Source organism: Marinifilum sp. D737, assembly GCF_026672275.1.
Taxonomy (GTDB): domain Bacteria; phylum Bacteroidota; class Bacteroidia; order Bacteroidales; family Marinifilaceae; genus Marinifilum.
In genome coordinates this window covers 24,500-43,171 of the sequence record NZ_JANQCD010000038.1, presented here as the reverse complement: position 1 = coordinate 43,171, position 18,672 = coordinate 24,500, and the positions used below count along the sequence as shown (strand labels likewise).

The 18,672-nt window shown below is 37.1% G+C and carries 15 protein-coding genes; 12 read left to right on the top strand and 3 right to left on the bottom strand.

The genetic code is table 11. The features are described 5' to 3' along the window. Positions 1-508: 508 nt before the first annotated feature. Positions 509-1,255: a 3-oxoacyl-[acyl-carrier-protein] reductase gene (fabG, locus tag NQ163_RS17620; RefSeq protein WP_268191651.1), complete on the bottom strand. Its 747-nt coding sequence runs from the start codon at positions 1,253-1,255 to the stop codon at positions 509-511. A gap of 221 nt (positions 1,256-1,476) precedes the next feature. After that, positions 1,477-2,214: an SIR2 family NAD-dependent protein deacylase gene (locus tag NQ163_RS17615; RefSeq protein ID WP_268191650.1), complete on the bottom strand. Its 738-nt coding sequence runs from the start codon at positions 2,212-2,214 to the stop codon at positions 1,477-1,479. 326 nt (positions 2,215-2,540) lie between these two features. Between NQ163_RS17615 and pstS the strand changes: the two genes are divergently transcribed. The 12 genes from pstS to NQ163_RS17555 all read left to right on the top strand — a co-directional run bounded on the left by pstS (position 2,541) and on the right by NQ163_RS17555 (position 17,639). Beyond that, positions 2,541-3,611, top strand: coding sequence for a phosphate ABC transporter substrate-binding protein PstS (gene pstS, locus NQ163_RS17610; protein ID WP_268191649.1), 1,071 nt, complete (start codon positions 2,541-2,543; stop codon positions 3,609-3,611). Between the two features lie 114 nt (positions 3,612-3,725). Beyond that, positions 3,726-4,580, top strand: a complete 855-nt coding sequence (gene pstC / locus NQ163_RS17605; protein ID WP_268191648.1) for a phosphate ABC transporter permease subunit PstC — start codon at positions 3,726-3,728, stop codon at positions 4,578-4,580. 23 nt (positions 4,581-4,603) lie between these two features. Beyond that, positions 4,604-5,497: a phosphate ABC transporter permease PstA gene (gene pstA / locus NQ163_RS17600; protein WP_268191647.1), complete on the top strand. Its 894-nt coding sequence runs from the start codon at positions 4,604-4,606 to the stop codon at positions 5,495-5,497. Beyond that, positions 5,479-6,327 (top strand): phosphate ABC transporter ATP-binding protein PstB, encoded by an 849-nt coding sequence (gene pstB / locus NQ163_RS17595; RefSeq protein ID WP_268191646.1) that lies wholly within the window; start codon positions 5,479-5,481, stop codon positions 6,325-6,327. Before pstA ends, pstB begins: the two co-directional genes overlap by 19 nt. A gap of 95 nt (positions 6,328-6,422) precedes the next feature. Then, entirely contained in the window at positions 6,423-7,115 is a 693-nt protein-coding gene (locus NQ163_RS17590; protein ID WP_268191645.1) for a phosphate signaling complex PhoU family protein, read from the top strand. 527 nt (positions 7,116-7,642) lie between these two features. After that, a complete protein-coding gene (locus NQ163_RS17585; protein ID WP_268191644.1) occupies positions 7,643-8,332 on the top strand; it encodes a response regulator transcription factor in 690 nt (229 codons plus the stop codon). Positions 8,333-8,350: 18 nt separating this feature from the next. Further along, positions 8,351-10,147, top strand: coding sequence for a sensor histidine kinase (locus NQ163_RS17580; protein WP_268191643.1), 1,797 nt, complete (start codon positions 8,351-8,353; stop codon positions 10,145-10,147). 226 nt (positions 10,148-10,373) lie between these two features. Further along, complete coding sequence (gene mgrA / locus NQ163_RS17575; protein ID WP_268191642.1) at positions 10,374-11,363, top strand: L-glyceraldehyde 3-phosphate reductase; 990 nt, start codon at positions 10,374-10,376, stop codon at positions 11,361-11,363. Between the two features lie 130 nt (positions 11,364-11,493). Beyond that, positions 11,494-11,838: a hypothetical protein gene (locus NQ163_RS17570; RefSeq protein WP_268191641.1), complete on the top strand. Its 345-nt coding sequence runs from the start codon at positions 11,494-11,496 to the stop codon at positions 11,836-11,838. 125 nt (positions 11,839-11,963) lie between these two features. Beyond that, positions 11,964-14,012 (top strand): tetratricopeptide repeat-containing sensor histidine kinase, encoded by a 2,049-nt coding sequence (locus NQ163_RS17565; protein ID WP_268191640.1) that lies wholly within the window; start codon positions 11,964-11,966, stop codon positions 14,010-14,012. A gap of 151 nt (positions 14,013-14,163) precedes the next feature. Next, positions 14,164-15,780, top strand: coding sequence for an ABC-F family ATP-binding cassette domain-containing protein (locus NQ163_RS17560; RefSeq protein ID WP_268191638.1), 1,617 nt, complete (start codon positions 14,164-14,166; stop codon positions 15,778-15,780). 680 nt (positions 15,781-16,460) lie between these two features. Next, positions 16,461-17,639, top strand: coding sequence for a phosphopentomutase (locus NQ163_RS17555; RefSeq protein ID WP_268191636.1), 1,179 nt, complete (start codon positions 16,461-16,463; stop codon positions 17,637-17,639). A 265-nt stretch (positions 17,640-17,904) separates the two neighbouring features. Here the strand turns inward: NQ163_RS17555 and NQ163_RS17550 are convergent, their stop codons facing one another. Further along, on the bottom strand, positions 17,905-18,639 hold the full coding sequence (locus NQ163_RS17550; protein WP_268191635.1) for a copper homeostasis protein CutC: 735 nt from the start codon (positions 18,637-18,639) through the stop codon (positions 17,905-17,907). Positions 18,640-18,672 lie beyond the last annotated feature (33 nt).

Below are 18,672 nucleotides of genomic sequence, written 5' to 3'. Positions count from 1 at the left end.
TTAGTTTACTTCTGCTGACTGGTTAATCACCACTAAACTACAAAATCAGTTGTATTAACCATGACTATGCAAACCTAAGGGAAAGCTTTCGGGATTACTAAAAATTTTTCTACGTCTAAGCAGCTTAACCTTACAATGCCCACTTTGGACACTAGAACAAATTAAAGGTTGGTAATAATAATTTAAAATAATTACCCACTATCAATCATCCAACGAAGCATATCATAAACAATCATCTGAAATCCTAAAAATCTGCGTCTATTAACAAAAACTTACCTGATGAAAGCGAATCACCAAGCGAAATAAAAGTTTTCGGGTCTCAATAGCTATCGAGAGTGTAATTTTGTTATTGTTTGAATGTGGAATTATAACGATGCCTTGCTACATCATGGTATTGTCCATTGAGTTTTTCAACTTTTCTACCTTTCCACGATTCAAACTTTTCAAAACTTTCATAAAAAAAGCCATCTCAATTGAGATGGCTCATATCTATAATGTATGATATTTCTTACATGTTCATACCACCACAAACGTGTAGTGTTTGACCTGTTACGTACGAAGACAAATCAGATCCTAAGTAAACACATGTTTGAGCAATTTCTTCTGGTGTACCACCACGTTTCAATGGAATTTTTCCTGCCCACTCTTTTACTACATCTTCTGGTAATTTACCAGTCATTTCAGTAATGATGAAACCTGGAGCAATTGCATTAGAACGGATCCCTCTGGAACCTAACTCTTTTGCTACAGACTTTGTAAATCCGATGATACCAGCTTTAGAAGCTGAGTAGTTTGCCTGACCAGCGTTACCGCTAACACCAACTACTGAACTCATGTTGATGATAGAACCACTACGCTGCTTTAACATGGTTCTTTGAGCTGCTTTGGTAAAGTTGAAAACAGATTTCAAGTTCACATTGATTACTGCATCCCACTGCTCTTCAGTCATACGCATTAATAAAGTATCTTTAGTAATACCAGCATTGTTTACCAAGATGTCGATAGCACCAAATTCTTTTACGATTTCAGCAACTACTTTATCAGTATCAGCAAAGTCACTTGCGTCAGAAGCATATCCTTTTGCTTTTACACCGTAAGAAGCAATTTCTTTTTCAGTTTCGATAGCTTGTTCATTGTAGAACAAGTCAGTAAAAGCAACATTACAACCTTGTTTTGCAAATTCAATTGCAACCGCTTTACCAATACCGCGAGAAGCACCGGTAACAATCGCTGTTTTTCCTTCTAATAACTTCATGTGAAATTCTATTTTTATTAAAAATATATTCTTGATTAAGGATGATGTTCCCACTCATACACGAGCCCAAACACCAAAATCGCTAACAAATATAAAATATTTTCAGGGATATCTACTTTTGTTTATGTCTCATAAAACAATAGAGTATCAGTATTCATTACAATTCAAATCGAAATCAATTCCTCTATACCACACAAGTACACGACATTACAAGCTATTCCCTATCTTATCAAACTGTAAATTTCGGCTAGAATTTCACTTGCTTTTCCTTGAAGAAAAAAATCAGTAATTCCATCTGTATAGTTCGATTCTTCGGTATTGATTTCGATTACCACCGCTCCATTTCGTTTGGCCTCGGTAGGAATCATGGCAGCAGGCATTACTTCACCTGTAGTTCCTATTACCAATACCACATCAGCATCTCTGGCTGCCTGCAATGATTTTCGATAGGCTGCTTCAGGAATCCCTTCTCCAAAAAAGACAAAGTCGGGTTTCAGAATTTTCTTGTCTTGCTCACATTTGGGTGGCAATTCATCCAAATTTACCTCAGATGGCACATAGCTCTTACCACATTGCAAACAAACCAACTTCTGTGAATTGCCATGAAATTCATAAACCGTTTTTGAACCTGCCTCTTGATGCAAATTGTCGATATTTTGAGTTACCACAGCTTTTAGCAATCCTTTCTCCTCGAGCTGTGCCAACACTTTGTGAGCGCCATTGGACTTTGCTTCTCCAAAAAAATCATAAAAGATCGACTTTATGGCCTTCCACGATTCAACAGGATTCAAATGAAAATAATCCAAATCCAGACATTGGGGATCGTATCTGCTCCACAATCCATCTGGTCCTCTAAAAGGTGGTATTCCACTTTCAACCGATATTCCTGCCCCGGTAAAAGCAATCATCGATTTTGAATTGGAAATGATATCGGCGACTTCCTGTAAATCCTTTTTCATACTTTCTACATTATTTTATCTGTAATAAGCTCAATTATTTTAAATCAAAAATGCCATAACAACAGATACAAAATATTAATGAAACTTAAATAAAAATCCTTTCTTAAAAATATTTTCGCAAGTTTTTACCATTGATATTCTGATACTTACAACTAGTAACGATTTGTTAACATTGCTGTAATATTCCTGTAACATTAGTGTTTTAACATTGTAGTGTGAAAAGATACAAGTTAGTTCTTTTTTACACTATGTAATGTATCAAACAAGATTTTAAAATATTAAAAAATCTAAGAACAATCGTTTTTTAAACTAAAATTTAAACCAAAATGAAAAAATTTCAATTGCTTTTTACTGCTGTTATTGCTGTTGCCTTAATGGCAAGTTGCGGAAATGCTGGTAAAGATAAAACTGCAAGCAATAAAAAGGCTAAAACAATAACAGGTGCCGGAGCTACCTTCCCACAACCATTTTACAACAAAATTTTCAAGAGCTACACCAAAGAAAAAGGTTTATTGGTAACCTATGGTGGAATTGGTTCAGGTGGAGGTATCCGAAGCTTAAAAGATAAAATCGTTGACTTTGGAGCAAGCGATGCATTCCTGAATGACAAGAAGCTAGCCGACATGCCAGCAGAAGTACTTCACGTTCCTACATGTTTGGGTGCTGTTGTTGCTGCTTACAACCTACCAGGAAAACCAGAATTAAAATTCACGCCAGAATTGATGGAAGGTGTTTTCATGGGTAAAATCAACAAGTGGAACGATGCTAAAATTGCAGCAGTAAATCCTGATGTAGAACTTCCTGACATGGAAATCACAGTGGTTTATCGTTCTGACGGATCGGGTACTACTTTTATCTTCAGCGATTACATGAGCAAAGTAAGTGCTGAATGGAAAGAGCAAATTGGTGCCGGTAAAGCTTTAAAATGGCCTGTTGGTATTGGCGCTAAAGGCAACCCTGGTGTTGCCGGTACGATCAGTCAAACTGAAGGTGCCATTGGTTACATCGGATCTGAGTACGCTTTTGCAATGGGTATTCCTATAGCAAGCATCCAGAACAAATCAGGTAACTTTATTCTTCCATCTGTTGAGTCGGTAAGTGCATCTGCCAAAGGTGAAATGCCAGCTGATACTCGTGTAAGCTTAACCAATACCGATGCTGCTGATGGATATCCGATCTCCAGCTTTACCTGGTTAATTCTTTACAAGGAGCAAAACTACAACGACAGAAGCGCTGATCAAGCGGCGCAAACCATCAAATTGATTGAATGGGTTGTAAGTCCTGAAGCTCAAAAAGAAACTACAAAAGTACACTATGCTCCACTTCCGGAAGCTGCAGTAGCGAAAGCCAAAGCAGTTCTTGGGAAGGTAACTTATAACGGAAAAGCATTAAAATAAAACAATTGACTTCGGTCAAGCAACGAGCTTGTCTCAACTTATCTAACAATTAGTTCTCCAAACTATTAGCTGAAACAAGCTCGTTCTTCTATTACACTGAATCGTTCAAATCTTATGAACAGCGAAAAAATCTTCAAATATTTATTAGTTAGCAGTGGTGTTCTTATGGTGCTGATTGCCCTGGGAATTGTTGCTACACTATTTGTTGGCTCCATCCCTTCTTTTAAAGAGTTTGGGTTTGGATTTTTATTTTCTACAGAATGGGATCCAACAGAAGGACGTGAATCTTATGGTGCTTTGCCATTTATTATCGGTACACTCCTAACCTCCATTCTGGCATTAATCATCACATTTCCTTTCGCCTTTTCCATTTCCTTATTCTTAGGCGAATATTTTAAAGATGGTGCCTTGCCTTCCTTTTTGAGATCGGTAGTTGATCTGTTGGCTGGTATTCCATCGGTTGTATACGGATTGTGGGGATTTTACGCATTAAAACCTTTGGTTGCAGAACTGGGTCTTAATGCACAAGGATTCGGAATATTCACATCATCGGTAATTCTGGCGATCATGATTATTCCATACGCTTCTTCTCTTGGTGCCGAAGTAATCTCAATGGTTCCAGGTAGTTTAAAAGAAGCTGCTTACTCACTTGGAGCAACTCGCTACGAAGTGGTTAGAAACGTAATTGTTCCCAATGCAGGTTCGGGAATATTTGCAGGGTACATACTTGCCTTAGGTAGAGCAATTGGCGAAACCATGGCCGTTACCATGCTGATTGGTAACTCCAATAATATGCCAACCGGAATTTTCGATTTGGGAAATACCATGGCCAGTTTGATAGCCAACCAATTTGGCGAAGCTGAAGGGTTAAAATACACTGCTTTGATTGAGATCGGCTTGATCCTTTTCGTCATCACCGGTATCGTAAATTATATCGGAAAATTAATCATGAAAAAATTATCGGCTTAGCCATCAATTATATAAGATAAGAAATGAATATCTCTACAGAAATATCAGACAGGAAGATGAAGCAGCGCTTGCTGAAAGACAAAATCTTTACCAATGCGATGATTTTCCTTGCCTTTCTTTCGGGTGTACCATTGTTCCTGATTCTATACCAATTGGCAATTAAAGGATATCGCCAGTTAAACATCAGCTTTTTCTTCGAGGAAGCACCTGATACCATGGAAGCAATGATAGCAGTTGCCAATAACGAGGTGATACCGGGTGGTATTGCCAATGGTATTGTTGGTACGCTTATTATTGTTGGATTGGCTTCATTAATTGCCATTCCAATCGGGATTATTTGTGGAACCTATTTGGCCGAAAATGCCGAAGGAAAATTTGCAGGCTTGGTTCGGTTTATTGTGGATATGCTTCAGGGTGTACCATCCATCGTATTGGGTGTAATCGGCTACATCTGGATTGTAAAGCCGGTAACCAACGGTTTCTCTGCTTTGGCTGGTAGTGTTGCCCTATCGATTATGATGTTGCCATCTATCGTCCGCTCAACCGAAGAAACCTTAAAAATGATTCCCGGAACATTAAAAGAAGCCGCCCTGTCTCTAGGTGTTCCTTACCACAAAGTAATCCTTAAGGTGATTTTACCAACTGGTATTTCAGGCATCCTTACCGGAGTAATCCTGGGAATATCTCGTATTGCAGGAGAAACAGCTCCCCTTATGCTTACAGCCTTGGGAAGTACGGTTATCAACACCAATATTACAGAACCTTCGAGTGCGGTACCTCTTTTGGTTTGGGAATTTTACAACGATCCCAACCTGGTAAATATGATATGGAGTGCCTCCTTATTCCTCTTACTATTAATCTTAGGTCTGAATTTATCAGCTAAAGCAATCGCGAGAAAATGGAAAGTACAATACTAAAACAAGAGCAAATGCCTACAGAGCAAAAATACAAAGAGAACGTCGTGATAAAGAATCCTATTGAGAAGATTGAATCTCCTGTTTTAAAAATCGATGATTTATCGGTTTCATACGGAGGTGATAAGTATGCAATACAGAATGTATCCGCTGGCATCGCGAAAAACAAAATTACAGCAATTATGGGGCCTTCGGGATGCGGGAAAAGTACGCTTTTAAGAGCCATTAACCGCATGCACGAATTGTATCCCAACACTCACAATAAAGGTGGGGTTTATTTGGGTGATGAAAACATCTACGAACTGAATCCTATTCAGTTGAGAAGAAAGATTGGCATGGTGTTTCAACGTCCAAACCCATTTCCAACCATGAGCATTTACGACAATGTAATTGCAGGTTTTAACCTGAATGGAATCAAGCTAAAAAGATCTGAAAAAGATGAAATCGTTGAAAAATCACTGCGAGAGGTAGCACTTTGGGACGAGGTAAAAGATGCACTTCACAACCGAGGAACTTTCTTATCAGGTGGTCAGCAGCAAAGATTGTGTATTGCACGTGCCCTGGCTTATACTCCTGACATTATTTTATTGGATGAACCTACGTCGGCACTTGACCCTATTGCTACTTCGAAAATTGAAGACTTGCTGGTGAAATTGAAGAAGGACTTTACCATCGTATTGGTAACGCACAACATGTCGCAGGCAGCACGTATCTCCGACTACTCAATGTTTATGTACCTGGGAGAGTTGGTAGAATATGGCAAGACCAAGCAAATGTTTACCACGCCGAAAGACAAACGCACCGAAGAATATCTAACCGGTAAATTTGGTTGATTTTCTGTTATTTAAAGTTTGAATAAGCAATTACGCTTACTCATTTACAATTCATAATTTATAATTCATAACTCATAATTCATAATTAACATAGTATGTCCATCAAAAAAGATAAAAAATTCGATAAGCTACATTCCGATTTCAGTAAAATGAAGCTAATCCTTCAGGAACAATTTGAAATTATGGATGAAGTTGTATCCTATGGCCTGGATATCATCGATGCGAAAAGGATTGAAAAGTTCAAATCCAATGAAGATAAACTGGACAATCTGGAGATTAAAATGAGCGACAATATCATTCTAACCATGGGATTGCAACAGCCTATGGCAAGTGAATTGCGATTGCTTGTCTCCTACTTTAGGATGATCGGATTTATGGAGCGCATAGGAGACCAACTCAATAATGTATTGCGATACATCGAACATATGGAACCACCATTTATCCCTGAAAAACATCGCGATTCATTACTAAACATGCTATCGATAAGTGAAAAAATGGTGCGTAAAGCATTAATTTCATTCGAAGACAGTGATATGGAATATGCCATTTGGACCATTAAAAATGATGAGTTTGTTGATGAAATGAGATACGATCTTATGAAACGAATGGTGAAAAAAGAAACTCCTGAAGGCGTAGACCAGAATGACATGTACAACTTGCTGAACTTTGGAAACATTTTAAGCAGCATTGAAAGAGTTGCCGATAATGCTACCAATATTGCCGAAGCTTCCATCTATTATCAACGAGGAATCGATTTGCGTCACAAAGACATATCTGAAGAAGATTAATCGGTGAACAATTACCTGTGATCAGTAAGCAATAAACCCTAAAATCTCTCTGGGAACTTTCAAGATCTGAATACTAAACACTTTACTAAAAAAAACAGTTCTGTATGAAATATAGTGAGTAACTAAATCGATCATTCTTTAGTTTAACTTTGCTCAAGCCGCATGGCTTTTACTTTCTCCATCGATGAGAAAGTAAACAATCCCGAAGCTTCGGGAAGGGCGTGTAAGCACAAACTACTTCTACTTGAAAACATTAAGTTCGGCGGGGTGATCTTCTCTCCCGATTATGAATTTTGTTGCATTTGGCTCCCAAATGCTTACAAATTCTATTTCGGGACGAAGCTTCCCCGTCTCTCTAAAATGTTTTCTGTGGATAAGAAGCTTGTCCTTCCAATGCCCACCAAGTCCGCTCGAGTAAAGTAGAAATGATTTTTTAATTTATGAGATAGGTAATTTTATAAACTACTCACAACAAAATCATACTATACCAAAATAACCTTAAAAAAACCCGGAAAGATTTCCTAAAAATGAATGATTTAAAGATATTAGTAGTCGATGATGAAGAGGATTTGTGCGAAATCCTGCAATACAACCTCGAACAAGAAGGTTTTCAGGCAGATACAGCCTTTTCTTCAGAACAGGCCCTACAACTGGACTTGAGCAATTATGATTTCTTCCTGTTAGACATTATGATGGGAGAAATCTCAGGTCTGGAATTGGCTAAAATAATTCGTCGTAATCCCGATTTGGTAGATAAACCCATACTGTTTATCACTGCCAAAGGAAGTGAAACCGACAAATTGCTTGGATTTAAAGCAGGTGCTGACGATTATGTTGCAAAACCTTTTTCCGTAAAGGAAGTTATTGCCAGAATTCATGTAATTTGCAAACGTGTATTCTCTGAATCGAAAAACGAATCTGCTTTCGAATACGAAAATTTGAGATTGATTCCAGCATCGAAACAAGTTACGATTAACAATATTGATGTTGGCCTAACCAAAACAGAGTTTGAGATTTTACACCTGCTCTTAAACCATGCAGGAAGAATTTACTCTCGTGATGAAATCATGAATAAAATTTGGGAGGACGACAGCTCTGTAGGCGATCGAACGGTTGATGTGAATGTACGACGAATCAGAAAAAAAATTGCAGAATATCACAATTTAATTAAAACCAAATCGGGGTATGGATATTATTTTGATCCCCGTTTAAAATAGATTAATTCGTTTTTATACATGACAACAAACTTTCCTAACTCTGGATCGAAATACAAGAAACGCTTATTTGTTTACTTCTTTTTGATTGTGTTGATTTTCTCCATGCTAATTGGTGGTTTCCAATACAACCAGGAAATTGCCTACCGAAGAGAAAAATTGGAGTATGCGCTGAATATCTACACCGAACAGGTTCAAGAGTTAATCAGGCAGAAAGATTTAATTGCCAAAAACGAATTTTTCGAAGTTGATTCATTAAGAAGCTTAATGCCTGACCATAATATACGATTGAGCGTTATTTTACGTGATGGCAAAGTTGTTTATGATTCTGATGTTGACAATTTGGATCGGCTAGATAACCACACGAATCGACCTGAAGTTCAAAAGTCGATTTATGCGAACAAAGGAAGCAACATCCGATTATCAGGATCAACAGGACAAACCTATTATTATTATTCAAAGCATTACTACACACACTTTGTAAGGGCAGCACTACCCTACAACGAGAGTGTAGTCTCTTTTTTAAAGGCCAACAAGCTGTTTTTCTATTTCCTAATCGCCTTGTTTGGCGTTACCATTGTATTCTTGCTTTATGCAACCGAGCATTTTGGTAACTCCATTGCCAAGCTTCGTAAATTTGCCATTAATGCTGCCAAAAACCGACCTATTGATCCACATGAGAATTTTGGAAAAACCGAACTGGGTGAAATCAGCCATCAAATTGTAAAGATTTACAACAAGTTAAGCAAAACCAAGGAAGACCTGGTAAAAGAAAAGGAAAAGCTAATTATGCACCTTCAGATTGCACAGGAAGGTGTAGCAGTTTTCGATAAAAACAGGAACTTAATTCTGTGGAACAGTCATTTTATTGATTATATCAATTACCTGTCGAACATTTCAACGCATAACTACGAGGAGATATTCGAGCTGCCCGAACTGAAAGAGATTAATGATTTCATTAAATCAAACATTAAAAAACTGGAGAAAAACTACATCCCTAATGTTGAGATCATCAGCTCGAAAAATGTAGTTACCGTGGGCCATAAAATGTTTTTGTACCAGGTTGTGGTTTTCCCCGATTGTAATTTCGAAATCTCGATTAACGATATCACCAAATCGGAAAACGAAAAAACCATTAAGCAAGAAATGACGCTAAACATTGCGCATGAGCTTAAAACTCCTGTTACTGCTGTTTCTGGCTTTTTAGAAACCATTAAAGACAATCCGGATATGCCCGAGGATAAAAAGATTCTGTTCATTGAACGATCCTGCGTGCAAATCAACCGCTTATCGAATTTAATTCAAGACATTTCGGTGCTAACCAAAATGGAAGAAACACAACAATTGTTTCCCATTGAAAATGTAGATATTGGCAAACTATTGAATGAAATGCTGGATGATTTTGAGTTAAAACTGGAACATGCTAAAATGGACATCCAGCTTCATATACCTGAAGATTTAAACATCAAAGGCAACTCTGAATTACTGGATTCGGTTTTCAGAAACCTGATCGATAACTCAATTAAATATGCTGGAGAAGGAGCAAGCATCGTGGTAGAAAATTACTTTGAGGATAACAACTACCATTACTTCTCCTACCATGACAATGGAATTGGCATTTCGGAGGACCACTTGCCAAGAATTTTTGAACGCTTCTACCGTGCCGATAATGGTAGGTCAAGAAAAATGGGCGGTACCGGACTGGGCTTGTCCATAGTTAAAAATGCAGTGGGCTTTCACAAGGGACGCATTTTTGTTAAAGCGCGAAAAGAAGGTGGCACAGAGTTTTTCTTCTCTTTGAAAAAGCAGTTATCCTAAAGTCACAAAGTCAAACTGTCGGACTGTCCGACTGTCCAGTAGTTCTGTAAGCTAAATATGTTTTGAACTCTTAAACTACTAGACCGTTGGACCATAAGACTATTGGACGGTTAGACTATTGGACGGTTAGACTATTGGACGGTTAGACTGTTCTACTTTTAGACAGTTTAACTGTTGTACTATTAGACTTTATCCTTATCTTCAAGCTTCATCAAACTACAAAAAAATGCACAAAGCAAGTGAAGACAGGTATGAAAACATGCCTTACCGAAGATGTGGAAGAAGTGGATTATTGCTGCCAGCCATTTCCTTAGGATTATGGCACAATTTCGGACATGTAGATCTATACGATAATTTCAAGCAAATCCTATTCAGAGCATTCGACAGAGGAATTACACATTTCGATTTGGCAAACAACTACGGACCACCCCCTGGTTCGGCCGAAGAAAACTTTGGTAAGATCCTTCGGGAACACCTGAGTCACTACCGCGATGAGATGATCATTTCCACCAAAGCAGGCTATCATATGTGGCCGGGCCCATATGGTGATTGGGGATCACGCAAATATCTAATTGCCAGTCTCGACCAAAGTTTAAAGCGAATGGGTTTGGATTATGTGGACATCTTCTACTCGCACCGACCAGACCCCAATACGCCACTTGAAGAGACCATGATGGCATTGGATCATGTGGTACGCCAAGGCAAAGCTTTATACGCAGGAATTTCGTCCTATTCTCCTGATCAAACCCGTGAAGCAGCGCAAATTTTGCGTGAACTGGGTACTCCTTGTCTGATTCATCAACCAAGGTATTCGATGTTCGATCGTTGGGTAGAAGATGGCTTGCTGGATCAGATCGAAAATGATGGAATTGGTTCAATCGTCTTCTCGCCTCTTGCACAAGGTTTGCTCACCAACAAATACATTAAGGGCATTCCTGAAAATTCGAGAGCAGCCAAATCTCATGGTTTCTTGCAAAAAGATCAAATTACCGATAAGGCAATTGATAAGGTAAAAGCCTTAAACCAAATGGCAGAAAGAAGAGGTCAAAGTCTGGCACAAATGGCCATTGCATGGCTATTGAAAGATGAACGTGTAACTTCTGTTCTGATTGGAGCTAGTTCGGTTGCTCAACTCGATCAGAATATCGATAGTGTAAACAACCTACACTTTGAAATTTTCGAATTGGAAGAAATTGAAAAGATCTTAAAAAGTTAGGTTAGCTAGAATATTGAGCTTCAAAAAAATCATTATCATGAAATAAATTTATGTATAAAATTTATTGGTTGATTGGCGCTTTTTTGCTAATTTCAAAATTGATTTATTGTACAATTAAAATAATTGCCATATGAAATTACTAAAACCCTATGTGAATTTGATCAAGTCTGCATCAAATGGAGTTTACACACTTAATTCAGTAGTATCGGTACCAAAAGGCTATGCTTTAAATACGCTTAGCCAAGGAGAAATTGAAAAAAATGGCAAAAAGCTTTGGGCGGTTACTGCTACCATTACTTCTAATGGTGGTGTTGGAACAGAAATCGCTGAATTCTCAGTGCCATTGGAACAAGGTCCAACCAATGAAATTAAAACCGTTAGCATGGTAATGGTGGATGCTTCTTTGATAACCAATCCTACGGAGGATAAAAGTACTGATGTGGATTTTGATGATGCCGAAGAAGAAATTCTTTAAGTAAGTTTTTTATTAAAAATAGAACGGACATTGATTAATCAATGTCCGTTCTGTGTTTTTAATCATTGTTTGATGAAATTCTTACAGTTTTTCATATCTTAGTTTTTGCTAATCATTTTAACACTATGCAAAAACTACTTCTTTTTACATTCATACTGGCATTCTCCATAAAATCATTTGGTCAAAACAATTCGTTTGTTGATAGACAATTGGATTCCATACAAGATGTTCATGAGCAGATCAAATTCTTAAACGATTGGACTGGAACAAACTACAGAAAACACCCTAATGAAGCATTGTTTTATTCAGAAAAATGTTTTGAACTTGCAATAGCTTGTAAGAATTACTCTGGTGCAGGAGATGCATTAAATAGATTGGGATTATTTGCAAAAAGAAAAAGTTCCTACAAAGAAGCTCTTAATTATTATACAAGGGCAATAGATATTTATAAGCTAACAGATGACTCTACAGGCATAAACAAAACTTTGTTTAATAGAGCTATCGTTTATTCTAAAACTGGGAATCTTAATCAGGCTCTTAAGGATTACTTGGGCTGTGCGATTTTTTTTGAAAATCAAAACGATACTAAAGCACTTTCTTCAATATACAATAGCATTGGTGTTGTATACAAGCGACTCAAAAACTACAACAAAGCCCTATACTATTACAGAAAGTCATCTGGAATTAGCACAGAATATAACTTAAATTCATCTCTTTACCTATCAAATACCAATATCGCCAACATCTACTCCATTCAAAATAAATTTCAGGAAGCCTTATGCTATCACAAGAAAAACTTAGATGTACTTAAAGCGAAGCCCAATAAATATCGCCTGGCACAAACCTACCACAACATTGGTGCATGTTTGCTATTGATGAAACAATATGCCATGGCTATCGACTACCATAAACAGAGTTTAAACTTAAAGGAAAAAATAGGGAACAAGAGTTTAATCATTACCTCCTTAAACGGCTTGTCACACTCCTATTATATGACCAATAATTTGGATAAAGCACTAAGTTATAGCAAAAGAGCATATCAATTGGGTAAAGAAGTTGGCAATATTGAGTTACAAGAAAATAGCTCCAAAGAAATTTTCAAAATTTACACGCACAAGCACCTCTCGGATAGTGCAATTTCCTATTTCGATATTCACGATCAATTAAGAGATAGTATTCTCAATACAGAAATCCTTAAGCAAGTTTCTGAAATTCAGGCCAAATACGAAGCAGAAAAGAAAGAAGCGCAAATTGCTTTGTTAAAAAAAGAGAACAACAACAAGGCTATGCAACGTAATGGCCTAGTTGTTATTTTGATATTGATTGCAGCTTATGCCGGATTTATAGTCTATTCGTATTACAGTAACAAAAAGCTAACAAGATTACTTAGATTGCAAAAATCACGAATCGAGTGGTCGAAAGAACTTCTTGATTGCAGAAACAAAGAATTAAAAGTATCGAACCAAACCAAAAATAAACTGTTCCAAATCATCTCTCACGATTTGCGTTCCCCTTTGGCTTCGGTATCGGGCATATCCCATTTAATACAAATTCTTTTAAAGCAAGGAAGATATCACGAATTGGATGAAACCAGCCAGGATTTGAACGAATGCGTAACACGTGTTCTCAACCTTACCGATAATCTATTGTCCTGGTCGTTAAATCAATCCGGCAAATTGCCTTTCACTCCTGTAGTTATCCCGGTTAAGAATTTATTATCCGGAATCCTGAAAATTTATAAAGCCGGTGCGCAACAAAAAAACATTTTGTTGGAATTGTCCATATCACAAAATCTTTTTGTGTATGCCGACCGACCAATGTTGGAAACTGTTGTTCGTAACCTTTTAAACAATGCTTTAAAATTTACGCCCGAAGGTGGCTTAATTGTTCTTGGAGCTGAAATGAAAGAAGATTATACCGAGATTTATATAGAAGACAATGGTGTAGGCATTTCGGATGAAGCAATTTCCCACATTTTTGAGTTGGATACTACAAGTAGTGGAACCCGCGGAGAAAAAGGAAACGGTTTGGGCTTGATACTTTGTAAGGATTTTATCGAGAGAAATCATGGTAAAATTTGGGTAGAAAGCAGAGAGGGACACGGAACAACTTTCAGATTTACAGTGCCAAATGCCGAAAAAATCTTTATAGAGGAATCGATATCTCATCAATAGAAATATTATCAAATATTACTGATAAAGACATTGCATGTAACAACTTTACTGTATTACAGGACATATTTACAAAAACTTCATGGCTCATATGTTTTATTAAAGAGAATAATTACTAATTTTGCGCCCTGAATTAATAAATGGTCTAGATAAAATGATTTCAGTTTCAAACTTATCAATTCAATTCGGGAAAAAACCCCTTTTCCAGGATGTTAATATAAAATTTACTCCAGGCAACTGCTATGGAGTTATTGGTGCTAATGGTGCTGGTAAATCAACTTTCCTTAAAATTCTTTCCGGAGAATTAGATTCTACTACAGGAAAAGTAATGATGGAACCAGGTGAAAGAATGGCTGTTCTAAAACAGAACCACTTCGAATTTGACGAATTTACGGTATTGGATACTGTAGTGATGGGACATGCTGAGCTTTGGGCTATCATGCAGGAAAAAAATGCCATTTACGCCAAGCCTGATTTTTCGGAAGAAGATGGAATTAAAGCATCTGAGTTGGAAGAAAAATTTGCCGAAATGGATGGTTGGAATGCTGAAAGCGATGCTGCAGAACTTTTAAGTGGTCTTGGCATTAAAGAAGCATTTCACTATAAAACCATGAAGGAATTAAGTGGTAAGGAAAAAGTACGTGTATTGCTTGCTCAGGCACTTTTCGGTAATCCGGATAACTTGCTTCTGGATGAGCCTACCAATGACCTTGACCTAGAAACTGTAATGTGGTTGGAAAACTATTTGGCCAACTTTAACAATACTGTGATTGTTGTATCTCACGACCGTCACTTCCTGGATTCAGTTTGTACTGATATTGTGGATATCGACTTCGGAAAAATTAAGATGTTCTCTGGTAATTACACCTTCTGGTACGAGTCTAGTCAGTTGGCAGCTCGTCAGCAGGCACAGCAGAACAAAAAAGCTGAAGAGAAGAAGAAAGAGCTTCAGGAATTTATTTCCCGATTTAGTGCCAATGTTGCTAAATCGAAGCAAACTACTTCTCGTAAGAAGATGTTGGAGAAATTAAACATTGAGGACATTCAGCCATCAACGCGTCGTTACCCTGGTATTATTTTCCAACAGGAACGCGAAGCTGGTGATAAGATTTTCTCATGTATGGGATTGAGCAAAAGCATCGAAGGCGAAACCTTATTTAAAGATGTTGAGTTCACCATTGAAAAAGGAGAAAAAGTGGTATTCCTTTCAAAAGATCCTCGTGCAATGACTTCTTTATTTGATATTATCAATGGAGATGTTAAAGCCGATAGCGGATCATACGAATGGGGTGTTACCATTACGCCAGCCTACTTGCCATTAGATAACTCAGACTTCTTTCAGGAGCCAGTTACTTTGATCGATTGGTTGGCACAATATTCAAATGACACAAGTGAAATTTACTTGCGTGGATATTTGGGTAAAATGTTGTTCTCGGGTGAGGATATTTACAAAAAAGCAAATGTTCTTTCAGGAGGTGAAAAGGTACGTTGTATGGTATCAAGAATGATGCTAAAAGACGCCAACTTGTTGATTTTGGATACTCCAACCAACCACTTGGATTTGGAATCGATCCAGTCTTTCAACAACTCACTAATTAACTTTGGTGGAACTGTATTGATGTCATCTCATGACCATGAATTTATTCAAACCGTAAGTACTCGTATTATCGAATTAACTCCGAATGGAATTATCGATAAGTTGATGGATTACGATGACTACATTACTAGCGAGAAGATTAAAGAGCAACGCGAAAAGATGTATCAAATTTAGTCTATATAAATCTTAAACCTGAATTCACCTAAAAATATCTAACACAGAAAGTCAAATTTGTTTAAGATTTGAATTAAAAATTTTGAAAGAATACCGGGGTATTTTGAAGAATTTTTAATTTAAAGATTGAATAAAGGTGACTTTCCTTATGGATTACATTATTTTTTGTATAAATCATTCCATATTTTTTTGCATTATCCCGATAGTGCTACAAAAATCTGTAATAATTTCTACTAAAAAATAGCTGAAACTGTGTAAATATTTTTAGATGAATTCAGGTTTTAATATTTCATCCCTCAGACACTTGTTGTTTGGGGGATCTTTTTTTGCAATTAACAATTAATAATGAACAATTAGTAATGAGCATTAACTGCGATTTGAATTCATTTCGCTTGTTATACCATATATAAAAAATAGAGAGCTATTTTAAGCTCTCGAATAGTTTAGGTATAATGCCGATATATAATTTGTTAGGCATTAGAAGTGAAGCGCACTAATGGCTTATATAAATTAATAATCGGTATTACTTGTTTCTTGAAACTTGAATCTGACTGCTGGCTGCTGTACTCTAATATTATTCAATATTAATTGTTAATTACTAATTGATCCGTTATCTTTGCAGCACTACAAAAACAACCCATCATCTGTATTTTTCGAAATACATAAAAACACAATACTTTATGATTCAAAAAATTGAACGTGCTACAATCGTAGTATTAGATAGCGCAGGTGTTGGTTATTTACCAGATGCTGAAGAATTTGGTGATCTTGGATCGAACACCATCGGAAATATTGCAAAACATTGCGGAGGCATCAAGCTGCCAAACATGCAAAAACTTGGTTTAGGTAACATCATCGATATTGAAGGTGTTGAACCTGAAAACAATGCCAATGGAGCTTATGGAAAAGCGGCTGAAGCATCGAAAGGTAAAGATACAACTACCGGCCACTGGGAAATTGCTGGTGTGAAACTAGAAAAAGCCTTCCCTACTTATACCAACGGATTTTCTAAGGAAACCATCAGGTTATTCGAAGAAAGAACCGGTAGAAAAGTAATGGCAAACAAGCCAGCTTCAGGAACGGCAATTCTTGATGAATATGGCGATGAGCAAATGAAAACAGGAAATTGGATTGTTTATACTTCTGCCGATCCTGTATTTCAGATTGCAGCACACGAAGAAGTTATTCCTTTGGAAGAATTATACAAAGCTTGTGAAATTGCTTTGGAAATTTGTTCTGAACATGAACCGGTAGCTCGTGTAATTGCTCGTCCTTACCTGGGAAGCGGAAAAGGAAACTTTACTCGTACTGCCAATCGTCATGACTATTCGGTTACGCCACCAAAACCAACTGTTCTCGATCGTTTAAAAGAAAATGGTTTGGATGTGATTGGAATTGGTAAAACCAAAGATATTTTTGCAGGACAAGGAATCACCGATTCAAGAGGTACCAACAAAGACAATGTGGATGGTATTGAAAAAACGCTTGTTGCTCTTGAAGAAGATTCAAAAGGATTAATCTTTACCAACCTTGTTGATTTTGACATGGTTTACGGACACAGAAGAAATCCTGAAGGATACAAAGATGCTTTGGAAGAGTTCGACAAGTACCTGCCACAAATTCAGGAAAAACTAAAAGAAGACGAAATTTTAATTTTAACCGCAGACCACGGTTGTGATCCAACCTATAAAGGAACCGATCATACAAGGGAATACATTCCTGTAATGGTATATGGTAAAAACATCAAACAGAATGTTAATTTGGGAACCAGAGCTACTTTTGCCGATATTGCAGCAACAGTTGAAGAATTGTTACTAGGCAATAAAGTGGAAGGAAGTTTTGCCAAAGACCTTTACTAAAATACTGAATTCGATTAAAAGTTTTCAAATCAATAAAAAGAGCTGTTTCAATTATGAAACAGCTCTTTTTATTTTGAAAGTCTTGAACAGTTTGAATCGTGGAAAGGTAGAATAGTTGTAAAATTCAATGGTCAATACAATAATGCACTGACGCATAGTTCTAATTCTACATTTACACAATGAAAAAATTACACTCCCGATAGCTATCGCGACACGAAAAGTTTCATTTCTGTTGGTGATTCGCATTTCATCATGCAAGTTTTTATTATGCATGAAGCTTGCATAAAACTTTCTTTATTTTCTCAGAATCTGCTTCGTAATATTCAAATTCGGGAATACTTCCCTCTCCTCCCATATTGATATTCGGATTCTGATATTCCATTTTGCCTTTTACCAACTTTTTGGCTGAACAATGAAACTCTTTAGCTCCTGTTACATCTCGAAGTTTGCCAATATTATCTTCATTTACACCACTACCAGGCATTATAATGATTCTATTCTCTGCTCTTTCTACCAATTCGATCAACAGATCAATTCCTTCTTCTGCAGTTTGCATTCCACCCGAAGTAAGAATTCTTTCAACACCCATTTCCATTAATTCCTGCAATGCCTCAGCATGATTTTCAAGCATATCGAATGCCCTGTGAAAGGTAAAACTCATTGGTTTTGCCAAATCAACCAATTCTTTTGTTCGTTCAATATCAATTTTTCCATCGGCAAGCAAAATGCCTGATACAACACCTTCTACCCCTTCTTTTTTACAGGATAGGATATCCATCTTCATGCATTCAAATTCAACATCCGAATAACAAAAATCGGCACCTCTGGGTCTAATAATAACATGAACGGGGATGTCTACTTTTTCTTTTACCAATTGTATTGTAGCCAAACTTGGTGTAGTACCACCCTCATAAACACCAGCACACAATTCAATACGATTGGCACCAGATTGTTCAGCAATTATTGCCGATTGCACCGAATAACAACAAATTTCTAACATTCTCTCAGGTTCTTTTCTAACATTAAGCTTTGA